Consider the following 21,512-nt stretch of genomic DNA (forward strand, 5'->3'; position numbering starts at 1 on the left):
GCAGTCTGGGACAGGAGTCCGCGCCTGCCACACCGCCGCCCGATCTCGGGCGAATCGAAGGGAAAGAGCCATGACGAACGACAAGCACACACAGGAAGAAGGGGACTCCCTGTCTATGGACATGCTGGAGGAGGCCTTTCTGAATAAAGTCGACTGGCTGCACGTGCAGGAGACCGTTAAGCTCCTGCTGCTGTCGATGGCACAAATTGAACTCACCCTCACCGACGGCGACTACAATGTGACCGGCCTTGGGCAGCAGTTTACCGATATGGCTTCTCACCTGCGTCAGGTGAATCTTCACCTTGCCAATCAACCGGATACCCCGAAAGAGATCATTAAACACGGCATCATGCTCGAAACCGAAATCGACAAGGGCGTGGTGGCATTTCAGTTCTACGATCGCCTGAGCCAGCGCCTGCAACATGTGGTCACAGGGCTGGCGTTGACGGAAGAATTGCTGTGCAACGAAGAAAAGCGCCTAAATGGCGATGAGTGGTCAAAAATTCAAAAGCAGATAAAATCTACTTACTCCCTTGATTGTGAACGTAAAATGTTCGATCTTGTGCTCCAGGGTATGCCACTTCATGAAGCCTTGGCGCTGTATCGGGATGAACATCTTTACCGCAAAGACGATATCGAACTCTTTTAACTCTGCCCTTTGTGCATTGTCTCTGTTGCTGCCACTGGCGGCGGCAGAGATGCCTTTTGACCAGTGGTGTACCAGTCTCGCCGGGCAATGGCAGGGCACCGGCGCCCGCCCCGGTGAAGCGCCCAAATCCCTCTCCATCGATGTAATCTGCAGTGCCGACCGCCATCAGCTGATCATCAGCGTCAGTCGCGGCGTGCGCTATGCCAGCAGCGAAACCTGGTGGTTTCGCCGTCAGGGCGACAAAGCCATGTTGACCTATTTTGATGGCGTGACCGAAGACAAGGGGCAGCTATTCAGCCTTTATCGGCGCGGCGACAGCTATTCACTGCTGGGGGAAGGTGTAGTGGCCGACCGGCCTGCGCTGATCCAGTTGCTTTTTGAGCCCCAGGAGCAGGGCTGGCAATGGCTACAGCAGTCGCAGTTTCTCGATGACGACATCGCCCAGTACCGCCTGTACCGTGGATTGTCGATGCACCCACGGCAAGCAGGCGCCACGCAGCCCCAGTGAGGGTGGTGGCTTAGCGGGCGCCGCCAAAGCCCTGCTGACGCCAGGCTTCGTAACTGATAATGGCCACTGCGTTGGACAGATTCAGGCTGCGGCTCGACTCCACCATGGGTATGCGCAGGCGCTGCTCGGTGGGTACCGAGTTGATAATGTCCATCGGCAGACCACGGCTCTCTGGGCCGAACAAGAGCACATCACCTGCTTGATATTCCAGCTCTGAGTGGGGGCGGCTGCCCTTGGTGGTGCAGGCCAGAATGCGTCGCCCGGCCATGGCTTCAAGAAAGCTGGCAAAGTCTTTATGGCGGGTCACCCGGGTCATATCGCTGTAATCCAGCCCGGCTCTTCGCAGCTTTTTCTCTTCCAAATCAAAACCCAAGGGTTCAATCAGGTGCAGCTCGCAGCCGTTGTTGGCGCACAGGCGAATAATATTGCCCGTGTTGGGGGCGATTTCGGGTTCATAGAGGGCGATGTTGAACATAGCAGCAGGCATCAGGTCTGAGTTGGGCTGGAGTATAACAAAGCCAAAGTGCCGCGCCCAAAAAAACAGGCCCTCAGCGTTGCCGAGGGCCAGGATAAAGTCGAAATGACTTAGATTTTAAGATGCTTCGACAGCGGCAGTTCGCGGTAACGTGCGCCGCCAGCGGCCACTATGGCATTGGCAAGGGCCGGGGCCACCGGCGGCACGCCGGGTTCCCCCACACCGCCCGGCACAGCACTGGAGGCGATGATCTCAGTCGCAATCGACGGGCACTGTGGCAGCCTGAGCAGCGGGTAGTCGTGGAAGTTTGACTGGGTCACGGCGCCCTGGTCGAAATCGATTTCGCCAAAGAGCGCAAGGCTCAAGCCAAACATCACCGCGCCTTCCATCTGCGCGGCTACCCGGTCTGGGTTGACTACTGTACCGGCATCCAACAGCGCGATGGCGTCCACCACAGTAAGCTTGTCACCTTCGAGCCGTACCTTGATGGCCACGGCGGCATAGGCAACAAAGCTGCGGTGAATGGCAAAGCCCCAACCTTCGTTTTTGCCGACGGGCTTTTGCGCCATCAAGACCTCGGCGCGGTCAATCAGCTTAAGGTAGCGGCCCACATCCACCGGATGACGGCTCTGATCTTCACCATAGTTGCCATATTCAAAGCCTTGATTGGCAAAGTTTTCAACCCGCGCCTTGCCGAGCAGTTCCCGCCATTGGGTGGTGCAGGATTTACCGTTGGCAATGGCGAGCTCGTCCACAAAGCTGCCCACCCCAAAGCCGTGCTGAATGTTACTGACCGACCTTAACCAGCCGATGCGGGTATGGCTTTCAGCCTTGACGGCTTCGCAGCGCACGGCGCTGATATCCCAGGGAATATCGGTAAAGCCCAGGTCCAGCTCGAATGGCTGCGGGGTATCCACAGCACTGTCGAAGGTGCTGCCGATAGAGGGGAAGGCGGTACGCGACAATATCGCCTGCACCTTGCCTTTATCATCAATACAGGCCTGATAGTACTGGGCGCTGATGGCGTGCAGATAACCGTTTCTGAGCTCATCTTCACGGCTCCACTGCAACAGCACAGGTTTGTTGATTTTGCTGGAAATAAATGCGGCTTCGACGCTGAAATCCGGCTTGGACTTGCGACCAAAACCGCCGCCGAGCAAGGTCACGTTTACCTTCACCTTGTCTTCTTCGATACCCAGCATGCCAGCTACATTCTGTTGGGTGCTTTGGGGCGTTTGGCTGCTGGCCCACAGTTCGCAGCCATTTTTATCGACGCTGGCAATCACCGCCGGCGGCTCCATGGGCGCATGGGCCAGATAGGGCACTGTGTAAGTGGCGCTGACCATCTTGTCTTCTGGCCAGCTTGCAGGCTGACTGCCAAGCTCACGGGCGACTTTGCCGGGCTCAAGCACCCTTTGCTTGAGGGTGTCGAGATACGTCTTGCTGTTATGGCTGTCGTTGGTGCTTTTACTCCAGCTGAGCTTGAGCGCCTTTCTGCCTTCCAGCGCGCTCCAGGTATTGCTGGCCACCACGGCAACGCCGCCCAGCGGCTGAAACGCCGGTGCGCCCTTGGGTACTGGCAGGGTGACAATATCCAGCACACCCGCCACCTTGCGGGCGGCGCTGTCATCCATGGACTCGAGCTGACTGCCAAACACCGGCGGGCGGGCAATCACCGCATAAACCAAGCCCTCGGGACGGTTGTCGGCGCCATAGATGGCGCGGCCGCCCAGCATATCGTCCATATCGACAATGGTGTGGCCCTTGCCGATTTGGGTGAATTTATCCGGGGTTTTAAGGGTAAGGGTTTTGGCATCCGGCAGTGGCAGTTTGGCGGCGGCCATGGCGAGCTCGCCATAGCTTAAGCGCTTGTCGCTGCCTTTGTGATGTACGGCGTTGGCCTTGGCATAGACCTCACTCACGGGCACCTGCCAGCGCTCGGCGGCGGCTTGCTCCAGCATCTGTCTTGCCATGGCGCCCATCTCGCGCATCTTGTCGAAGCCCTTGCGGATACTGCGGCTGCCGTCGGTGTTCTGGCTGCCGTAGCGCTTGTCGGCCAGGCCCTGCACGACCACCACCTTGTCCCAGTCGGCTTCCAGCTCGTCGGCCAGAACCTGCACAATACCTGTGCGTATGCCCTGGCCCATTTCCGAGCGGTGGCAGGTGAGATAGACCCGGTTGTCTTCGCCGATAGCGATAAAGAGGTTGAGGCGCTGCTCTTCGCCAAAGGCGGCGGTTTGCGCCGCCAGCATGGGGCTCCAGCCGAGGCCTGAAGCCCCCAGCATCAGGGCACCGCCCGAGGCACCAAAGAGTTTGAGCACATCGCGGCGGCTGAAGTTTTCAATGGCAGTAAACTTGCTCATGACTTTGCCTCCTGCTTGCCCTGATAGTCCTTGATGGCGGTGCGGATGCGGGTATAGGTGCCGCAGCGGCAAATATTACCTGCCATGGCTTCGTCAATCTGGCTGTCGCTGGGGGCTGGATGCTTGCTCACCAGTGCGGCCGCCGACATCAACTGTCCCGCCTGACAAAAACCGCACTGGGGTACCTTGTGGCGGCGCCAACTGTCTTTGAGCTTATCGTCTGCAAGGCCCTCGATGGTGGTCACCGACTTGCCTTCCAGGCTTTGGATGCTGGTGAGGCAGGCGCGCATTGGCTCGCCGTCCACGTGCACAGTGCAGGCGCCGCAAAGCCCCGCGCCGCAGCCATATTTGGTGCCGGTTAAGCCCATCAGATCCCGCAGCGCCCATAAGAGTGGCATCTTGGGGTCGGCGTCCAGGGTAAACAAACGGCCGTTGATTTTAAGTGATGTCATGCGTCACTCGCTCCTTGTGCTCACAAAGCGCCCGAAATCGGCGCGGGTGTCTATATCGATGCTGGCGCCGGGTAGCGCCATCCATCCCAGTTGTTGTTGTTTTTGCAAAGATTTCAAAAGCCCCTTGGCGCCTCTGTCGCCACAAAGCCGGGTCAGCTCACCAAAGTCGGCGCGGTTGAAAATGGCCGGTGCGCCGGGGGCATCCAGATACCAGGCGGCGGTGGTTTTACCTGACTCCTGCCAGCTTTGAATAAGGGATTCATAGTCCTGCGTGCAGAGCAGCGCGTGATCCGCAAGCGCCAGCAGCAAGGCGTCGGCGTCTGTGCTCTGCGCCGCGTTGGCGGCTGCGGCAATGCTGTGGCCAAGGCCGAGCTGCCAGTCGGGGGAGGGAATAATGGCGGTGCCTTTGGGCAGCAGCGGTTTTAAGGTGCCTGCGTGGCCGCCAAGGCATACCCTGAGCGGCAGTATTTGAGTGTCGCAGCTGCCGCGCACCTTACTTAACGCATCGACACTGCGGCCGAGCAAGGTCGTACCGCCAGGCAGCGGCATGGCAAGTTTGACTCCTTCGAAGCGGCGTGAGCCGCCTGCGGCCAGGAGCACGGGCAAGAGTTTCATCGCAGCCCCCCGCTACCGTTTTTCTGATGGCCGTTTTTGTCATGCGTGAGCTTGCCATGCAGGCTTGCCTGGCAGGCGGCGAGTATCGACAGAGCGATGTCGGCGGGCAGCTCGCCGCCTAAATCGATTCCGGCTGGGCTTGCCGGTGGGCAGTAAAAATCGTCCCAGCTCATGCCTGCCGTGTTCAGCAGCTTCTCGCCCCGGTGGCGCGGTCCAAGCAGTGCCAGATACTTAAGCGGCAATTGGCCAAGATTGGGCAGAACGGCCGCATCGAGTTCGAGGCTGTGGTGCATCACCACCGCCATATCGATACTGGCAAGAAAGTCAGGCGTCAGCCCATCGGCTGGGGTTTTAATAAGCTCACAGCCATCGAAGTCGCAGGGGCGGGCGTAGCTGGTGCGCGGGTCAACAACGCTGATGCGCCACTCAAGTTGGCGCGCCATTTGTGCCAGTGGCCGTGCATCCATGCCGCCACCGAAGATGGCCAGATGTGGCCTTGGGCGAACCGGCACGATCAGCAGCTCTGATTGATGACTGCCGGTTTGCAGATTGAGCATTAAGCGGCCGGGACGGTTGAAATCGGCTGCAGGAAAAGGTGCCTCTGCGTCAGGATAAAAGTGGGCGCGAAGATTGTCGGCTGAGGCGCGGTTTTGCGGCAGCTCCAGGCACCAAAACCCGGGTTTGCCGCTGGCGAGGGCATCGCTCATGGCGGCGAATTGCAATTGCTGATTGGCAGCGGTTAACGGCAGCAGCAAGATATCCACCAGGCCGCCGCAGCCGAGGCGGTAGCTGGCGTCGGTTTCGTCTCTGGCATCGTAACGGCCAAGCACGGCGCAGTGTCCGGCCAGCGCTTTTTGAGCCTGACGGCGCAGGTCAGCCTCAAGGCAGCCGCCGCTTAACATGCCAAGGCTCGGGCCCGAGGGGTGAAACAACATCATGGCGCCGGATTTGCGGTAGGCGCTGCCTTCCACCGAGGCAATCACCGCCAGCACCCAGTTGGCATCCGGGTCGCTGCGCCAGGCATCCAAGAGTGAATCCAAACGGTTGGCCATCTGTCCCTGTATCCTGTTGGCGTAAAGACTTAACCTAGCAAAAGGTGCCCCAATTTAGAAGGCGCTTAAGTTTTGCCAAATGTTTCGCTGTTGCCGCTGCCCATAAACAAAACCCCGACCTAGGCCGGGGTTTCGACGGGTGGGGTAAGGTCAGAAGAAGCCCAGCGGATTGGTGTCGAAGCTCACCAGCAGGTTTTTGGTGTTCTGGTAGTGCGACAACATCATCTTGTGGGTCTCGCGGCCTATGCCCGACTTTTTATAGCCACCAAAGGCGGCGTGGGCAGGGTAGGCGTGGTAGCAGTTAATCCACACCCGTCCGGCCTGAATGCCGCGGCCCATGCGCTGGGCCAGATTCATATCGCGGGTCCAGACACCGGCGCCAAGGCCATATTGGGTGTCGTTGGCAATGGCCAGAGCTTCGGCTTCGTCTTTGAAGGTGGTGACCGATACCACGGGGCCAAAGATTTCTTCCTGGAACACCCGCATCTTGTTGTGGCCCTTGAGGATGGTGGGCTGGATGTAGTAGCCGCCTTTTTCTGGGCCGTCCTGCAGCTTGAATTCGCCGCCCATCAGCACCTTGGCGCCTTCGGCGCGGCCAATGTCCAGATAGCCCAGGATCTTGTCGTACTGTTCGCGGGATGCCTGAGCGCCCACCTGAGTATCGGTATCCAGCGGGCTGCCCTGACGAATCGTTTTGGCCCGTGCAATCACCTTCTCGATAAAGGCATCGTAAATGGATTCCTGCACCAGCACCCGGCTTGGGCAGGTGCATACTTCGCCCTGGTTGAAGAAGGCCAGCAACATGCCCTCGATGGCCTTGTCGAGGTAGTTGTCTTCGTGGCTCATCACATCGGCAAAGTAGATGTTGGGCGACTTGCCGCCAAGCTCGACCGTTGACGGAATAAGGTTTTCGGCGGCGCATTTGAGGATATGGTTGCCCACTTCGGTAGAGCCGGTGAAGGCCAGTTTGGCGATGCGTTTGCTGGTGGCGAGGGCTGCGCCTGCTTCGGCGCCAAAGCCATTGACCACGTTAAGTACACCGGGTGGCAGCAGATCTTCGATGGTTTCCAAAAGCACCATGATGGAGGCCGGCGTTTGTTCGGCAGGCTTGAGTACGACGCAGTTACCCGCAGCCAGCGCAGGTGCGATTTTCCAGGCCGCCATCAGCAGCGGGAAGTTCCAGGGAATAATTTGCCCGACCACTCCCAAAGGCTCGGGGAAGTGGTAGCTCACGGTATTGGCATCAAGGTCTGCTGCGCTGCCTTCCTGAGCGCGGATACAACCGGCGAAATAACGGAAGTGGTCAACAAACAGCGGCAGGTCGGCGTTCAGGGTTTCGCGCACCGCTTTGCCGTTTTCCCAGGTTTCTACCACGGCGAGGCGCTCCAGATGCTGCTCGACCCGGTCGGCGATTTTCAAAAGCAAATTGCTGCGCTCGGTCACCGAGGTTTTGCCCCAGCTGTCTTTGGCGGCATGGGCGGCATCGAGGGCGAGCTCGATGTCGCGATAGTCAGATCGGGCCGCCTGACAAAATACATTGCCATCCACAGGCGAGACATTGTCGAAGTACTCTCCGCCCACGGGAGGCACCCACTTGCCACCAATAAAGTTGTCGTATCTGGCCTTGAATGAAGCGATGGCACCCGCTGTGCCCGGAGCGCTGTAAATCATCTGCTTGTCCTTTTTGCTGTTGAGAGTGTCTTGTTGTTGTGATTGTTCCGACCATGCAATTCGCCAGTCGGTGAACCATCTTTATGGCAAAGGACGGGCCAGAATTGTTCAACTTGTCGCCAGTTCGCCCTAACAGTATGATGAAAATCTTATTTTCGAATATACGCAGCTGCGGGTCGGCCGAGGGATTGGCGTGGCGACCGAAGTCGTATTGTTGCGCCTTGGTACAGTTGTTGTAAGTGATTGTGCCGAAACGGAACACAGGAGCACACAGATGAAATCTGCCATTCAGCCCTGGCTTGCCGATTCGTGGCGCCGCAGTGAAGGCGCCGGTCTCAGTGAAACCCGTCCGGGAGAACTTAAGCTCTCCCGGGTCGAACTGGATGAGCGCTGTGAGCGCCACCGTCAGTTGATAGCGCTGGTCGAATCCGAAGCCCTGCCGCTGTTTACCCGTCTGATGGCCCACACCGACAGCAGGCTGATTTTGTCGGACGCCGAGGGTTTTGTGCTGCGCCACTGGGGGCTGTCGCGTTACTCAGACAGGCTGGCCAATGTGGCGCTGGACTGCGGCGTGAATTGGCTGGAAGAGCACAAGGGCACCAATGCCATAGGCACGGCGCTTAAGGCCAAAGAAGCCCTCTCTGTGGTGGGTGAGCAACACTTTTGCCGCCCGCACCGCTTTATGAGTTGCACCGCCAGTCCGATTTTTTCGCCGTCCGGCGAGCTGATTGGCGCCCTCGATATCACCTCCGAGCGACTCAAGCACAACCAGCAAACCTTATTGCTTATCTCCAGTTTGGCGCAGCAGGTGGAAACTGCGCTTCTGTGCGCCCTGCCCGGTGGCCGTTTTCGGGTGGATTTGGCCGCCAGTCGTCAACTGCTCAGCTCTGGCTGGCAGGGCATTTTGATTGCCGATGATGATGGCCGTCTGCTTGGGCTTAACCCCATGGCACGCCAGTATCTGGGCGGCGCATCGCCCGGCATGGCGCTGGGTGAGCTGCTCGGCGATGACTGGCAGGCGCAGCAGGCGCTGTGCCCCCGCGGTGAGCTGCATCTGGCCACCTCGGCGATTGGCGAGGGCGCCTTGTCGATTCAAACCAATAAAGCCAGTAGCGTGCATGGCATCAAGCCGCTGCGATTCCACGACCCACAGCTGGAAACTGCCTGGCAGCAGGCGCGCAAGGTTATCAGCCGTAAAATACCTTTGCTGGTGCAGGGCGAAACCGGTGTGGGTAAAGAGCACTTCGTGCGCCAGCTGTATCAGGACAGTCGCCTCGATGGCGAGCTGGTGGCGGTGAACTGTGCCGCCTTGCCTGCCGAGCTGATTGAGGCCGAGCTCTTTGGTTATCAGGGTGGCGCCTTTACCGGCGCGTCGCGGCAGGGGCACCTTGGCAAGGTACGTCAGGCCGACGGCGGCTTTTTGTTTCTGGATGAAATCGGTGAGTTGCCGCTGGCGGCCCAGGGCCGATTGCTGCGGGTACTGCAGGAGCGGGAAGTGACCCCGGTAGGCGGCCTTAAAAGTCATCAGGTGGACATTCAGGTGGTGGCCGCCACCCATATGGATTTGGCTGCCATGGTGCGCGATGGCCGTTTTCGTGAAGACCTGTATTTTCGCCTCAACGGTTTGCAGGTGAGCCTGCCGCCATTGAGGCAGAGGGCCGATAAATCACGGCTGATCCACAAGCTGCACCGCCAGTATCGGGTCAATCCGCCGGGGGATGAGCAGCGGGTCTGTCCACAGTTGCTGGCATTGCTGGAGACCTATGGCTGGCCGGGGAACCTTCGGGAGCTGGATAACCTGATGCAGGTGGCTTGCCTCATGGCAGAAGGGGAGCGCGAACTGAGTGAGGCGCATTTGAGTGATGCCCACAGGCGGGCGCTGATGCAGGGCCAGGAGGTGCAACCAGCTTCTGATCTTGGCCTTAAGGCCGAGCTTGATGGCCGTATTCAGGCAACGCTCTCTGAGTGCGACGGCAATATCAGTGAAGCGGCTCGCCGCCTTGGGGTAAGCCGCAACCTGATTTACCGCAGCCTTAAGCGCACCGACAGTTAGCCCAGAGCCGCTCGCAAGCTAACGCGGTAAGCGAATCGCGACGCACAGGCCGCCGGTTGGCCTGTTGTGGGCGCTGATACTGCCGCCCTGGGCTTCGATGGCCGCCGCGGTAATGGCAAGGCCCAGCCCCCAGCCGCCGCTTTCTCGCTCGCGGGACTTATCGGTGCGATAAAAAGGACGGAAGATGGCTTCGAGTTCGGCTTCAGCCACGCCGGGGCCATCGTCACAGATTTGGATCTCAACCTGAGCCGGCGAGTCTGCCACCGTGAGACTGACCTGCAGCTTGGCGTAGCGGATGGCGTTACGCAGCAGATTTTCCACCGCCCGCGCCAGCAACTTGGGGGAGTGGCTCAGGCGCAGATTGTCGTCCATCTCAATGGCCAGATGTTTGCCACACTCGCTGGCTTCAAATTCCGCATCATCCAATACCTGGCCGAGGGTCTCGGCAAGTTCGCAGTCAACTTTGGCTTCGGTGGCGCCCATGGTCACCCGGGAGAGGGTCAGCAGCTCGGCTATCAGGGCATCGAGCTGCTCGGCCTCGTGGGCAATACGGCTTAGCTCATTGCTATCCTGACCGCGCTTGCGCGCCAGTGCCAGCGCCAGTTGCAGCCGGGTCAGTGGGGTGCGCAGCTCGTGGCTGATGTCCCCCATCAGCCGCTGCTGATTGTTGACCTGCTGCTCAATGGCTTCTGCCATGGCGTTGAAAGCATGCCCAAGCTGGCCGAGTTCATCACGGCGATTCAGGGTGGCCGCATCGACCCGGCTGCCTAGGTCTCCCCGCGCCAGGGCATCAGCGCTCTGTTTCAATACTTTAAGCGGCCTGCCAAGGTGCCAGGCCAACAGGCCGCACAGGAGACCCGAGACCAACACCGCCAGCCCCAATGTCAGCAGCTTGTGCTCGATAAAAAACAGGAACAGTGGCCGAGGATGCTGCCCCGGCACCCTGCCGTAGAGGCGGTATTCCTTACCATCGACATGGAACTCTTTGGGGCCGAACACCATTTCGTCGCGGAACTGGTACATGATGGGGCGCTCGGCTTCTTCGGCGAGCAGGATAAATTTGCGCAGAGAGCGGGGTTGTCGCTCCCCAAGAATGCGGCCTTCTTCACCTGTGATGAAAATCCGCATCGGTTTACCATCGGCGTGGCGCGAGCGCTCCCAGCGTCGCAGCCGCTCCGGATTCATCAGTTCAGGGTCGGCTTCAATGGCCTGGGCCACCCGTTCGAGCGCCTGAAACAGCTCCCGTGGAACCGGCGCGGACTCCTGCCGCTGTTGCAGCAGCGGCAGGCTGCCCACGGCAACCAGCACCACAGAGCTGCACAGCCAAAAGCCGAGCAGCAACTTGATAAAGAGGCGATTGGGCAGGGTGGCGGTCTTCATGTGAGCCAGATGTATCCTTTGCCGCGAATGGTTTTCACCCGTGGGCGACCGTCGCTGCGCTCGGGCAGTTTTTTGCGCAGGTTCGACAGGTGCATATCCAGGCTGCGGTCAAAGGGCATCAGCCGTTTGCCAAGCACGGTTTCGCTGAGGCTGTCCTTGGTGACCAGCTCGCCGGCCTTGCCGGCTAACTGTAATAACAGCGCGAACTCGGTGCCGGTGAGGCTTATCAGTGCGTCGCTGCACCAGGCCTCCTGACGGCTGGGGTCGAGGCGCAGGTCACCCACCTGAATGCCTTCAGCCGCTGCGGTTTGGCCGCCTGCCAACTGGCTGCGGCGCAGAATGGCGCGAATACGGGCAATCAGCTCGCGATCGTTAAAGGGCTTGGGCAGGTAATCATCGGCGCCAATCTCGAGCCCAACCACGCGGTCAATATCATCCCCGCGGGCTGTGAGCATCAGCACTGGTGTGTGTTTGTGCATTCTGAGCTGCTTAAGCACTTCAAAACCATTGAGTTTGGGCAGCATTACGTCCAGCAGAATAAGGTCGAACTCATCGGCTTTGGCCTTGGCCAGCCCCTCTGCGCCGTCGTGGGCCAGAGTCAGGTTGAACCCCTCAAGTTCGAGCAGCTCTTTGAGCAGCTCAGACAGCCCGGTATCGTCATCGATAAGCAACAAATGATTCATCAAACCTCCGGGATACGTCCCCCGTGTACGCCTGCGACTCAGTATACGCCGATGGGCGTCAAGCAGTGGCGTGGCTTTGTAAGTCTGTGTAAATACGCTCATCTTTACATTCTTTTACCCGCCTTGCATCCTCCTTGACATTGACCTGAGTACACTGGGAACCGTCGAAACAGCCACTCCCACTATTCACAGCGAGGTGAGTTATGAACAAATTAATGAAGCGTGGTGTTATTGCTCTGATGGTATCCGGTGCTCTGCTTGGCGGTACTGCTGCCATTGCTAATCCTTACCATGAAGGTCACGGTGAGCGCGGCCCCATGATGATGGAAAAGATGCGCCACATGTTCCGTGGTCTGGACTTGACCGCCGAGCAAAAGACCCAAATCCGTGAGCTGATGAAGGCCCACAAAGAAGATCGCAAGGCGCAGCGAGAAGGCAAAGACGATGCGGCCCGCAGCGCCCATCACGACAAAATGATGGCCCTGATGAATGCCGAGCGTTTTGATGAAGCCGCGGCCAAGGCGCTGATTGCCGAGCGTCAGGCTCAGGGTGAAGCCCGCGCGCTGGAAGCCATGAAGTTGCAGCACGAGATTTATCAGGTGCTGACGCCGGAGCAAAAGGCCAAATTTCAGACTCGCTTTGATGAAAAGCGTAAAGAGCGCGAAGAGCGACGTGAAGAGCGTCGAAAAGAGCGAGAGGATTCGTTTTAAGGCGCGCTATCCCTTGCCCTGAGCACCTGAGTTTGACTCAAGTTGCGTTTCCCGACCGCTGACGGGCAAGGATTACAAAAATCTGTTATAAGAGAACCACCTGTCCAGAGTGGTTCTTTTTTATGTCCAGCCCTTCAACATCAGATAACGCCAAGGTCGAAAAAGACTATGCCTTCTGGGTCAAGCTGGCCAGCCGCGCCGCTGTGGCCACCGCATTTACCCTGATCCTGATTAAGCTGCTCGCCTGGCTGTGGTCAGGCTCCGCCAGTATGCTGGCATCGCTCACCGACTCCTTCGCCGATGCCTTGGCCTCCATCATTAATTTTATTGCCATTCGCTATGCGCTGATGCCCGCCGATGATGAGCACAGGCACGGCCATGGCAAGGCAGAGCCGCTGGCGTCGCTGGCGCAATCGGCCTTTATTCTCGGCTCGGCCTTTTTGCTGCTGTTCCACGGCGGCGATAGGTTACTCAACCCCGAACCTCTGGCACATGCGGCTGTGGGTATTTGGGTCTCTGTGATTGCCATTGCGCTGACCCTGGCGTTGGTAATGCTGCAAAAGCGTGCTTTGGCGGCGACCGGCAGCAGTGTGGTGGAAGCCGACTCGCTGCACTATAAATCGGATCTATTCCTTAATGGTGCCGTGCTGCTGGCGCTGGTGCTGGCCCAGTACGGCCTATGGTGGGCTGATGGATTATTTGGACTGCTGATTGCGCTTTATATAGGGCAGCAGGCTTTTGGTCTGGGCTATCGCTCTATTCAGTCGCTGCTTGACCGCGAACTGGACGAGGCCACCCGGGACAATATCATCAAGCTTGCCACTCAGGATGTCCGGGTGCGCGGCGTGCATGATCTCAAGACCCGTCAGGCCGGTCAGACGATTTTTATTCAGCTGCATCTGGAGCTGGATGGTAATTTGCCGCTGCGGGAAGCCCATACCCTGTCGGATGCCACCGCGGCCCGTATTCGTGCCGATTTTCCCGAAGCGGAAATCATCATCCACCAGGACCCGGTATAAGCCAGCGTGCTGTAGCCGGAGTGTTGCCGATGTAATCCGGATTTTGCTCTGGGTGGTAATAGCAGTTTCGCAGGTTAACATTTGCGCGCCCTTGTTTACCGGTTTTTCGGTAACTTATTGATACATTCAGCCTTTGTTCAGGGAAATCCCCACATAGTGCTTCCTGTCTTACATACATTTGAGTCGTGAAAAGGAACGCAGGATGAACAAGCTGAAAGTAGCTGCCCTGGTGGCAATGATGGTTAGCGGTGCAGCCATGGCTGAAACCGACAAAACCGGTTTTTACGTGGGTGGCGCCCTGAACCAGGTGAAAGCTTCCGGTGACGGTGACGGTTCAACCGATGGTGTGGGCTTTGGTGCTTACGGCGGTTATAACTTCAACGAGTGGTTTGGTCTGGAAGCCAACCTGTTTGCCAGTGGCGATCTGGGTGAAGATGGCGTGGACATCGGCGCCGGTGCCCTGACCTTTGCCCCTAAGTTTACTTACCACTTCAACGACACCTTCTCTGCCTTTGCCAAGGTGGGTGTAGCCTCTATGGCCGTTGTGGTTGACTATGGTCCATTTGACCGTGACTTCACCGGTTGGGGCCTGACCTGGGGTGTGGGCGTAAATGCGGCCCTGACCGACAACCTGAACCTGCGTCTGAGCTACGATCGCACCCGTGGCGATCTGGATGACGATTCCTACTGGTTCGAAGGCGAAAACTACGGCGGTAAGCTTGATAACGTCGACATTTCGCAAATTGCTCTGGGTCTGCACTACCAGTTCTGATTTCAGGTCAGTTCTGATTTCAGGTCAGTTCTGATTTCAGGCCAGTTCTGATCTCAGTGCTGCAGTGAAAGTCCCGGCCAGGGATGAAATGAAAAGGACGCTTCGGCGTCCTTTTTTATTTTCATTGGCCACCGGCATTCCTTAATGTGATTTTCTTCACAAGTGTTTTAAATATTTGACGCAGATCAAGGCTTGTGCACATCGGCATAAGCTAATTTAAACGAGCGTTTTCCAACACTGATAATAAAGGAAAGTCATGTACCCCATTTTATTGAAAGCCCACGTTATTTTAGCTTTTGTTGCCTTTGCCAGCTTGCTGCTGCGTTGCTACTGGGGGCTGAAAAAGCCCGCCATGTTGCAGCAGGCGCTGGCACTCAAGGCCCATAAACTCATCACCTTGCTGATGCTGCTCAGTGCCATAGCCCTGTGCCTGTTGCTGGGCATGTATCCTGTGGCTCAGGCCTGGCTGACCGAAAAGCTGGTGCTGTTTGTACTTTACGTGGGCCTTGGCATTGCTGCTATCCGCCCGGGTGCGCCGGATAATCAGCGCCTGGTGCTTACCGGCGCAGCGGCTGTGTCTTTTGTACTTATGATGATCATTGCCAAAAGCCACAGTGCGCTGCTGCTTGGCTAAGGAAGGTGCGAACAAGTCATCGCACAGCTCTGGCTTTGATAGCAATGATAGTTCACTGCATTCAACTGAGGGCATGGCTGGGCGCCCCCGCCGTCCCGCTGAAGTTGAATAGCGCCGAAATGGTGTGGCTATCAAAGCCCCGCCGGGCGTGGCTTACAGCGGTATCTGCTGCGTTACAGTTCTTGCGAAGGACTAGGGCCATTCGCTGCGAACTGTGCCTTGCATCTATCCACTTTAAGCCCACGCAGTGCAAGCACGGGACTGATTCGCACCTTCCCTAAGCAAACTGTGCCTTGCTTCTATCCGCTGTAAGCTCACCCTGCGTAGGCGTGGGACTGATTTGCACCTTCCCCGATGGGCCCCTTCGCGGGCCTTGATTGTGGTGTTAACAGCGGCAAGTCGACTGCGCACTAATCTTACTTCTGTTAACGAAAGTTTGACGTTAAGATAGCGTCCTACAACCAAGGATGTTGCTGGCTTTTCAATGAGATCAAGTTATCGGCCGGAAAACGGGGCTATGCTAACTGCCGCTCAGAGCAGCAAAACCATATACAAAGGGAACATGATGAAACTCAAACCTCTGCTTATTGCCGCCATGCTGCTCGGTGCAGCCACTCCAGCCTTCGCTGCCAAAGATCTCGGTTTCTACGCCGGTGGCTATGTTGCCAACACCAATCTGGATGACAAAATTGGTCCCTTCGACGAGTCGGCCTGGGGCCTTGGCGCCTACGGTGGTTACAACTTCAATCCAAGCTTTGGTCTTGAAACCAGCGTGTTCGGCACCGACAGCTTTGTCGATGGCGCCGATTTGCAGGTAGTGGGTCTGACTTTTGCGCCCACAGTGCGCCATGCCTTTACGGATGCGGTCACCGTGTATCTCAAGGGTGGCCTGGTGTATCAGGTGATCACCAGTGACAGCGGTTACGATGATGATTATCAGGGCACAGGTTATCTGCTGGGCGCCGGGGTGGATGTGACCCTGACCGAAAATATGGCGCTGCGGGTGTTTTACGAGTTCAGCGAAATCGAGCCCGAGCACGATGAACTGACCAACTACTTCGCCAACACTCGCATGGACCACTATGGTGTAGGCCTGCACTGGCGCTTTTAAACGAGCTTCCCAGGTAATAAAAAAGGACGCTGCATGCGTCCTTTTTTTAATGCCCAAACGGACTACTCCATCTCCAGCTCTTTTAGCTTGCGGGTGAGGGTATTGCGGCCCCAGCCGAGGCGGCGGGCGGCTTCCTGTTTATGGCCCTGGGTGTGCTTGAGCGCCACTTCCAGCATGATGCGCTCGAAAGTGGGCTGCATATCGGCCAGCAAATCCGACTCGCCTTCGCCCAGACGGCGGTCGACCATGTCACGCAGCGCACTTTCCCAGTCTCCATCCCCGGCGGCGATGGCCGCTGTCGAACTTGGCTCTTTCAGCAGTTCAGGCGGTAAGTCCTGGGGCAGAATTTCCTGACCGGAGGCCATGACTGTAAGCCAGCGGCAGGTGTTTTCGAGCTGACGCACGTTTCCCGGCCAGGGCAGTTGCTGCAGCTTCACGGCGGTGTCTTTGGCGAGGATTTTGGCTTCCACGCCAATCTCCCGGGCGGCGGCCGCCAAAAAGTGCCGTGCCAGTTGGGGGATGTCTTCACGGCGTTCCCGAAGTGGTGGCAGGTGCACCCGGATCACATTCAGGCGGTGGAATAAATCTTCCCGGAACTGACCTTGCTGCACCAGCCGCTCCAGATCCTGGTGGGTGGCGGCGATAATGCGCACGTCCACCTGCACCGGCGAGTGGCCCCCTACCCGGTAAAACTGGCCATCGGCCAGAACCCGTAAAAGACGGGTCTGCACATCCAGCGGCATGTCGCCGATTTCATCCAAAAACAGGGTGCCGCCATTGGCCTGCTCGAAGCGGCCCTGACGTACGCCGGCGGCGCCGGTAAAGGCACCTTTTTCGTGGCCAAAGAGTTCGGATTCAATCAAATCCTTGGGAATGGCGGCCATATTCAGGGCGATAAAGGGCTTGTCTTTGCGGGGGCTGTGCTTGTGCAGCGCACCGGCCACCAATTCTTTACCCGTGCCCGACTGGCCGTTAATCAGCACGCTGATAGAGGAGCGCGACAGGCGACCGATGGCGCGAAACACTTCCTGCATCGCCGGTGCTTCGCCAATGATTTCCGGCGCCTTGATGGGCTCGCTGGCAATGCTTTGGGGCGACTGTTCGCTGGCGTGGGTCAGGGCGCGTTCCACCAGGGCGATGGCTTCGTCGATATCGAATGGTTTGGGCAGATACTCAAAGGCACCGGACTGATAAGCAGCCACGGCGCTGTCGAGATCCGAGTGGGCGGTCATTATGATGACCGGAATGTGGGGGTAATGCAGGCCGATGCGCTCCAGCAGTGTCAGGCCATCGGTGCCCGGCATGCGGATATCGGACACTATCACCAGCGGCTGGCTCAGCTCCAGCGCCTGCCACAGCGATTCGGCTGCAGCGAAGCTGGCGCTGGTGATGCGGGCGCTCTTGAGGGCCTTTTCCAGCACCCAACGAATCGAGCTGTCGTCGTCGAGGATCCAAACCTGTTCACTGATACTCATGACGTCTCCTTGTTGGCCTATTTGCCGGTTTTAATGGGCAGGGTGAGCACAAACTGGGTGTGACCCGGCGCAGAATCGCAGTCGATGCGGCCGCCGTGCAGCCGGGCAATATTGTGGGCAATCGAGAGCCCAAGCCCCGAACCCTGTTCGCGACCTGTGACCATGGGATAAAACAGGGTATCCATCAGCTCAGGGGGAATACCCGGGCCATCGTCAATGACCGACAGTGTCAGCACCAGCTTGTGCCGCTGCGAGCCTATGGTGACCTGATGATCGGTGCGGGTGCGCACCGTGATGGTGCCGCCCTGTTTTTCCAGCGCCTGTACCGCGTTTTGCACTATGTTGAGCAGCGCCTGCTGCAACTGATCTGCATCCATATCGATATCGGGTATGGATGGGTCGTAGTCGCGGCGAACATGAATATTGCCGGGGGCCGACAGCTCCACCAGTTTCAGCACCTTTTGCACCACTTCGTGGATATTTTGCGGCAGGTGCGCGGTGGGCTTTTGCGGTCCCAGCAGCTTGTCGACCAGGGTGCGCATGCGGTCGGCCTGCTCGATGATGAGGTTGGTAAATTCTTTCAGCGACGGGTCATCCAGTTCGCGGGCAAGCAGCTGGGCTGCGCCGCGCAGGCCGCCGAGGGGGTTTTTGATTTCGTGGGCGAGGTTTCGCACCAGAAACTGGGCAGCTTGCTGCTGGGCATCCTGGCTCAGCTGCTGGTGAATACGGCGCTGCTGATCCACCTGACGCAGCTCCAGCAGGCTCAGGCCTGGCTGGTTTTCCAGCGGGATCAGGGTGAGGTCCACCGTGTGCTGTTGACCGTCGAAACCAATCAGGGTGGCGGTGTTGACCGTCAGCCCCTGGCCGCCGGCCACGGCATCGGTCAGCACGCTGGCCGGTACCTCCTGAAGCTGGAAGATATCAGTAAGGGTTTGTTCGGTCAGGCGGTGGCTGCCTGTGCCAAGCAACTGCTCTGCCGCGGCATTGGCAAAGCAGGGCCTGAGGCCAGCGTCGATGACCATTACAGCGGTCACCAGGTGATTGAGCAGGTTATGTGTATCCATCGGGCCTTTCCTGACAGGGCTTGCACCAACATGGTGCACCAAAATGGTGCATCCCGCAAGCGGCAGTACGGACCCGAGGCGATGGGAGGGCTTTGGTTAACTTTTTGTTATTTTTATTGTTTTTACTTCAATTGCCCGAAAGTGGAACCGCCTTGGGTTGCTGCAGCACGCTGGTGCGGTGCAAAAACAGGGTTCTGGGTTCACTGGATGCAATCACTTTGCCATTTCGGGCTATCAACTGAACTTCAATGCTGTGCTCGCCTCTGTCTATGCCTTTGACTTTAAAGAGAGGAACATCCAGCGGGTCTTCCCAGACCTTGCCATCGATGCGCAGCACCCACAGGGCATTGGCTGGTTTGTCGGGGGTAACGTTGGCGCTGACATCAAAGTTGCCGTCGTTGTCGCGAATGGTGGCGTCCGGATCTGGCGACAGTATGCTTATCTGGTACTCGATAGCCTCGGGCTTGTCGTTGCTGCGGGGGACGGCGGCGGGAATTTCCATACGAATTTGATTGGCTGAGGTCTCTTTCAGATCAACCACTTCGGCATTTTCCTGTGGCTTGTCGCTGTAATGGACCTTACCATCCTTATCAACCCATTTGTATACGGCGGCCTGAGCAGTCAGGCACAGGGCGAGCAGGGCAAGCAGAGAAAGCTGTTTCATCGTCGGTATCCCTTGGGTAAGTCTTGGCTAAAGATAGCGCTTTTTGCGCGGAAAATCATGGGATTCTGATTCCCCGCGCCCTGGATTTATTACAGGTAGCTACACAGGTATTCGGACACCTCCCGGGTGCGAATTGAGAAGCTGACATCGGCGTCCAGGTCGAAGGTGCTGCCTTCGACGTAGGGCTTCCACTCGCTTGCGCCTGGCAGCAGTACATCGAATTGACCGCTCAGTACCTGCATTTTTTCCGGCTGGGTGGTGGAAAACTCATATTCGCCAGGCAGTACTACGCCTATGGTTTGTTTCTCGCCGCCCACATAAATGGCCCGGCTGGTGACCTTGCCATCGAAATACACGTTGGCCTTCAGTGCGACGTTTACGTTTTCCAGAACCTTCATCAGCTGTCTCCTGTCAGTTGTTTTTTATGAATATAAAGTTGAAGCCGCCCCGGGGCCAATGAAAAATTTTATGAAGGGCGCCGGGCTGAAGGCTGGCGTGTGGCAGGGCTGTAGGCTTTCCTTAAGTTGTAATTCATCGCCGTGGCATAGGATGGCGGGTTTAACAAAACGAAAACAAGTTCTGGGGAGCAAGGGCATGAACACAACCAGCGCCGCCAATGGTGGGGGCCTGCTAGGCAAATTTTTGAATGGCATCGAAAAAGCCGGGAATAAGCTGCCGGATCCGGCGGTGATATTTTTAATGGCCATGATGCTGATTTGGGTGTTGTCGGCGGTGTTTTCCCGCTTCGAGTTCAGCGCCATCGACCCGCGCACCGGCGAGGCTATAGTGGTGCATAACCTGCTGACCGGCGATGCGTTGGCGGGATTCCTCGCCAATATGGTGAAAACCTTTACCTCGTTCGCCCCACTGGGGGTGGTGCTGGTGGCCATGCTGGGGGTTGGGGTTGCCGAGCATTCGGGCTTTATTAACACTGGCCTTAAGATGATGCTCAAGGTGACACCGGCCAAGCTGCTCACCCCGTCTATTATTCTGATTGCCATCGTCAGCCACACCGCCACCGATGCGGGCTACGTGCTGGTGATCCCGCTCGCCGGGGTGATTTTTTACGCCATGGGGCGCCACCCGCTGGCCGGTATTGCCGCGGCCTTCGCCGGGGTATCCGGCGGCTTTGGCGCCAACTTTGTGCCCTCAGGGCTGGATCCCTTGCTGCAAAGCTTTACCCAGAGCGCGGCGCAAATCATCGACCCGGAAATCGCCATCAACCCGCTCAATAACTGGTTCTTTGCTTCGGCGTCGAGCCTGCTGATTGTGCTGCTGGGCTGGTATCTCACCGACAAGGTGATTGAGCCGCGTCTGGCTAATACCCCAATCGATGGAGATACTTCCAACCTGCCCAAGTTCGACGAGGCGGGCCCACGCGAGAAGCAGGGCTTTTTGCTGGCTGTAGCCGTGATGGTGGCTGGACTGGTGCTTCTGTATTTGGCGGCAAGCCCGGCGGACTCTCCGTTAAGAGCCAAGAGTGGTAATTTGTCTGACTTCAGCGCGCCTCTGATGCAATCGATAGTGCCGCTGATTTTCCTGCTGTTTTGGATCCCCGGTGCCGTGTATGGCTTCTACGTGGGCACCTTCAAAAAGAGCAAGGACATGATAGATGCCATGTCCAAGTCCATGGGCAGTATGGCCTATTACATAGTAATGGCCTTCTTCTGTGCGCTCTTTATTGCCGCTTTCAGCCAGTCCAATCTGGGTGCTTTGCTGGCCATTGAAGGGGCCGAGGTGCTTAAGGCGTTGGCGCTGCCAAGTGCGGTGACCATAGTCGGCATCATCTTCCTCACCGCCTTTGTGAACCTGTTTGTGGGCTCAAGCTCGGCCAAGTGGGCGCTGCTGGGCCCCATTTTTGTGCCCATGCTGATGCAGCTGAATATCTCCCCCGACCTGACCCAGGCGGCCTACCGGGTGGGTGACTCAGGCTCAAACATCATCACCCCATTGATGCCTTACTTCCCGCTGGTGGTGGTGTATTGCCAGAAGTATGTGAAAAACACCGGCATTGGCACCCTGATTGCCATGATGCTGCCGTTCTCTGTTGTGTTCCTGGTGGGCTGGACCGCCTTCCTGCTGCTGTACTGGACCCTGGGCTTCCCGCTTGGCCTGCAGGCGAGCTACACCTACGGTCTGTAGGCAACATGAGCTAATAAAAG

General features: G+C 57.8%; 21 protein-coding genes. 9 read left to right on the forward strand and 12 right to left on the reverse strand.

Features of this window, described 5'->3' with window-relative positions; all coding sequences use genetic code 11:
* Positions 1-70 precede the first annotated feature (70 nt).
* Positions 71-649 (forward strand): hypothetical protein, encoded by a 579-nt coding sequence (locus tag MJ923_RS13025; protein ID WP_240591469.1) that lies wholly within the window; start codon positions 71-73, stop codon positions 647-649.
* A gap of 49 nt (positions 650-698) precedes the next feature.
* Positions 699-1,157 (forward strand): hypothetical protein, encoded by a 459-nt coding sequence (locus MJ923_RS13030; protein WP_240591470.1) that lies wholly within the window; start codon positions 699-701, stop codon positions 1,155-1,157.
* A gap of 10 nt (positions 1,158-1,167) precedes the next feature.
* Here MJ923_RS13030 and trmL read toward each other — a convergent pair whose 3' ends face one another.
* The 6 genes from trmL to exaC all read right to left on the reverse strand — a co-directional run bounded on the left by trmL (position 1,168) and on the right by exaC (position 7,785).
* Positions 1,168-1,632 carry a tRNA (uridine(34)/cytosine(34)/5-carboxymethylaminomethyluridine(34)-2'-O)-methyltransferase TrmL gene (gene trmL, locus MJ923_RS13035; protein WP_240591631.1) on the reverse strand — a complete coding sequence of 155 codons (465 nt, stop codon included), beginning with the start codon at positions 1,630-1,632 and terminating at the stop codon, positions 1,168-1,170.
* A 110-nt stretch (positions 1,633-1,742) separates the two neighbouring features.
* The gene (locus MJ923_RS13040) at positions 1,743-3,995 is read right to left on the reverse strand and encodes a xanthine dehydrogenase family protein molybdopterin-binding subunit (RefSeq protein WP_240591471.1); all 2,253 of its coding nucleotides are present in this window, start codon (positions 3,993-3,995) and stop codon (positions 1,743-1,745) included.
* On the reverse strand, positions 3,992-4,447 hold the full coding sequence (locus MJ923_RS13045) for a (2Fe-2S)-binding protein (protein WP_240591472.1): 456 nt from the start codon (positions 4,445-4,447) through the stop codon (positions 3,992-3,994). Before MJ923_RS13045 ends, MJ923_RS13040 begins: the two co-directional genes overlap by 4 nt.
* A 3-nt stretch (positions 4,448-4,450) precedes the next feature.
* Complete coding sequence (locus MJ923_RS13050) at positions 4,451-5,062, reverse strand: NTP transferase domain-containing protein (protein ID WP_240591473.1); 612 nt, start codon at positions 5,060-5,062, stop codon at positions 4,451-4,453.
* Entirely contained in the window at positions 5,059-6,114 is a 1,056-nt protein-coding gene (locus tag MJ923_RS13055; protein ID WP_240591474.1) for an XdhC family protein, read from the reverse strand. The genes MJ923_RS13050 and MJ923_RS13055 overlap by 4 nt, the downstream gene beginning before the upstream one ends.
* A gap of 150 nt (positions 6,115-6,264) precedes the next feature.
* Complete coding sequence (gene exaC / locus MJ923_RS13060; RefSeq protein ID WP_240591475.1) at positions 6,265-7,785, reverse strand: acetaldehyde dehydrogenase ExaC; 1,521 nt, start codon at positions 7,783-7,785, stop codon at positions 6,265-6,267.
* A 274-nt stretch (positions 7,786-8,059) separates the two neighbouring features.
* On the opposite strand from exaC, the gene MJ923_RS13065 reads away from it, so the two are divergent.
* Positions 8,060-9,838 (forward strand): sigma-54-dependent Fis family transcriptional regulator, encoded by a 1,779-nt coding sequence (locus MJ923_RS13065; protein ID WP_240591476.1) that lies wholly within the window; start codon positions 8,060-8,062, stop codon positions 9,836-9,838.
* Positions 9,839-9,856: 18 nt separating this feature from the next.
* Here MJ923_RS13065 and MJ923_RS13070 read toward each other — a convergent pair whose 3' ends face one another.
* Positions 9,857-11,218 carry an ATP-binding protein gene (locus MJ923_RS13070; protein WP_240591477.1) on the reverse strand — a complete coding sequence of 454 codons (1,362 nt, stop codon included), beginning with the start codon at positions 11,216-11,218 and terminating at the stop codon, positions 9,857-9,859.
* Positions 11,215-11,901 carry a response regulator gene (locus tag MJ923_RS13075; RefSeq protein WP_126168607.1) on the reverse strand — a complete coding sequence of 229 codons (687 nt, stop codon included), beginning with the start codon at positions 11,899-11,901 and terminating at the stop codon, positions 11,215-11,217. The genes MJ923_RS13070 and MJ923_RS13075 overlap by 4 nt, the downstream gene beginning before the upstream one ends.
* Positions 11,902-12,104: 203 nt before the next feature.
* On the opposite strand from MJ923_RS13075, the gene MJ923_RS13080 reads away from it, so the two are divergent.
* From MJ923_RS13080 to MJ923_RS13100, 5 genes are all read left to right on the forward strand, one after another.
* Positions 12,105-12,611 (forward strand): Spy/CpxP family protein refolding chaperone, encoded by a 507-nt coding sequence (locus tag MJ923_RS13080; RefSeq protein ID WP_240591478.1) that lies wholly within the window; start codon positions 12,105-12,107, stop codon positions 12,609-12,611.
* 122 nt (positions 12,612-12,733) lie between these two features.
* A complete protein-coding gene (gene fieF, locus MJ923_RS13085) occupies positions 12,734-13,630 on the forward strand; it encodes a cation efflux pump FieF (protein WP_240591479.1) in 897 nt (298 codons plus the stop codon).
* 202 nt (positions 13,631-13,832) lie between these two features.
* A complete protein-coding gene (locus tag MJ923_RS13090; RefSeq protein WP_240591480.1) occupies positions 13,833-14,402 on the forward strand; it encodes a porin family protein in 570 nt (189 codons plus the stop codon).
* A 256-nt stretch (positions 14,403-14,658) separates the two neighbouring features.
* A complete protein-coding gene (locus MJ923_RS13095) occupies positions 14,659-15,036 on the forward strand; it encodes a SirB2 family protein (RefSeq protein ID WP_240591481.1) in 378 nt (125 codons plus the stop codon).
* A gap of 565 nt (positions 15,037-15,601) precedes the next feature.
* On the forward strand, positions 15,602-16,147 hold the full coding sequence (locus MJ923_RS13100) for a porin family protein (protein WP_126168602.1): 546 nt from the start codon (positions 15,602-15,604) through the stop codon (positions 16,145-16,147).
* A 62-nt stretch (positions 16,148-16,209) separates the two neighbouring features.
* On the opposite strand, the gene glnG is transcribed toward MJ923_RS13100, so the two are convergent.
* The 4 genes from glnG to ppnP all read right to left on the reverse strand — a co-directional run bounded on the left by glnG (position 16,210) and on the right by ppnP (position 19,748).
* Positions 16,210-17,622 (reverse strand): nitrogen regulation protein NR(I), encoded by a 1,413-nt coding sequence (glnG, locus tag MJ923_RS13105; protein WP_240591482.1) that lies wholly within the window; start codon positions 17,620-17,622, stop codon positions 16,210-16,212.
* A 17-nt stretch (positions 17,623-17,639) separates the two neighbouring features.
* Complete coding sequence (glnL, locus tag MJ923_RS13110; RefSeq protein ID WP_240591483.1) at positions 17,640-18,686, reverse strand: nitrogen regulation protein NR(II); 1,047 nt, start codon at positions 18,684-18,686, stop codon at positions 17,640-17,642.
* A 127-nt stretch (positions 18,687-18,813) separates the two neighbouring features.
* Positions 18,814-19,350, reverse strand: coding sequence for a DUF4124 domain-containing protein (locus MJ923_RS13115; RefSeq protein WP_240591484.1), 537 nt, complete (start codon positions 19,348-19,350; stop codon positions 18,814-18,816).
* 89 nt (positions 19,351-19,439) lie between these two features.
* Complete coding sequence (ppnP, locus tag MJ923_RS13120) at positions 19,440-19,748, reverse strand: pyrimidine/purine nucleoside phosphorylase (protein ID WP_240591485.1); 309 nt, start codon at positions 19,746-19,748, stop codon at positions 19,440-19,442.
* A gap of 196 nt (positions 19,749-19,944) precedes the next feature.
* On the opposite strand from ppnP, the gene MJ923_RS13125 reads away from it, so the two are divergent.
* Positions 19,945-21,492 carry an AbgT family transporter gene (locus MJ923_RS13125; RefSeq protein WP_126168597.1) on the forward strand — a complete coding sequence of 516 codons (1,548 nt, stop codon included), beginning with the start codon at positions 19,945-19,947 and terminating at the stop codon, positions 21,490-21,492.
* Positions 21,493-21,512: the final 20 nt, after the last annotated feature.

This window comes from Shewanella zhuhaiensis (assembly GCF_022484835.1).
GTDB lineage: Bacteria > Pseudomonadota > Gammaproteobacteria > Enterobacterales > Shewanellaceae > Shewanella > Shewanella khirikhana.

Coding starts and splice junctions, on each gene's coding strand:
- trmL (WP_240591631.1), bottom strand. CDS start 1,632: ATGTTCAACATCGCCCTCTATGAACCCGAAATCGCCCCCAACACGGGC.
- MJ923_RS13090 (WP_240591480.1), top strand. CDS start 13,833: ATGAACAAGCTGAAAGTAGCTGCCCTGGTGGCAATGATGGTTAGCGGT.
- MJ923_RS13100 (WP_126168602.1), top strand. CDS start 15,602: ATGAAACTCAAACCTCTGCTTATTGCCGCCATGCTGCTCGGTGCAGCC.
- MJ923_RS13045 (WP_240591472.1), bottom strand. CDS start 4,447: ATGACATCACTTAAAATCAACGGCCGTTTGTTTACCCTGGACGCCGAC.
- MJ923_RS13030 (WP_240591470.1), top strand. CDS start 699: ATGCCTTTTGACCAGTGGTGTACCAGTCTCGCCGGGCAATGGCAGGGC.
- MJ923_RS13050 (WP_240591473.1), bottom strand. CDS start 5,062: ATGAAACTCTTGCCCGTGCTCCTGGCCGCAGGCGGCTCACGCCGCTTC.
- MJ923_RS13080 (WP_240591478.1), top strand. CDS start 12,105: ATGAACAAATTAATGAAGCGTGGTGTTATTGCTCTGATGGTATCCGGT.
- fieF (WP_240591479.1), top strand. CDS start 12,734: ATGTCCAGCCCTTCAACATCAGATAACGCCAAGGTCGAAAAAGACTAT.
- MJ923_RS13025 (WP_240591469.1), top strand. CDS start 71: ATGACGAACGACAAGCACACACAGGAAGAAGGGGACTCCCTGTCTATG.
- MJ923_RS13115 (WP_240591484.1), bottom strand. CDS start 19,350: ATGAAACAGCTTTCTCTGCTTGCCCTGCTCGCCCTGTGCCTGACTGCT.
- MJ923_RS13125 (WP_126168597.1), top strand. CDS start 19,945: ATGAACACAACCAGCGCCGCCAATGGTGGGGGCCTGCTAGGCAAATTT.
- MJ923_RS13075 (WP_126168607.1), bottom strand. CDS start 11,901: ATGAATCATTTGTTGCTTATCGATGACGATACCGGGCTGTCTGAGCTG.
- exaC (WP_240591475.1), bottom strand. CDS start 7,785: ATGATTTACAGCGCTCCGGGCACAGCGGGTGCCATCGCTTCATTCAAG.
- MJ923_RS13095 (WP_240591481.1), top strand. CDS start 14,659: ATGTACCCCATTTTATTGAAAGCCCACGTTATTTTAGCTTTTGTTGCC.
- MJ923_RS13040 (WP_240591471.1), bottom strand. CDS start 3,995: ATGAGCAAGTTTACTGCCATTGAAAACTTCAGCCGCCGCGATGTGCTC.
- MJ923_RS13055 (WP_240591474.1), bottom strand. CDS start 6,114: ATGGCCAACCGTTTGGATTCACTCTTGGATGCCTGGCGCAGCGACCCG.
- MJ923_RS13065 (WP_240591476.1), top strand. CDS start 8,060: ATGAAATCTGCCATTCAGCCCTGGCTTGCCGATTCGTGGCGCCGCAGT.
- glnG (WP_240591482.1), bottom strand. CDS start 17,622: ATGAGTATCAGTGAACAGGTTTGGATCCTCGACGACGACAGCTCGATT.
- glnL (WP_240591483.1), bottom strand. CDS start 18,686: ATGGATACACATAACCTGCTCAATCACCTGGTGACCGCTGTAATGGTC.
- ppnP (WP_240591485.1), bottom strand. CDS start 19,748: ATGAAGGTTCTGGAAAACGTAAACGTCGCACTGAAGGCCAACGTGTAT.
- MJ923_RS13070 (WP_240591477.1), bottom strand. CDS start 11,218: ATGAAGACCGCCACCCTGCCCAATCGCCTCTTTATCAAGTTGCTGCTC.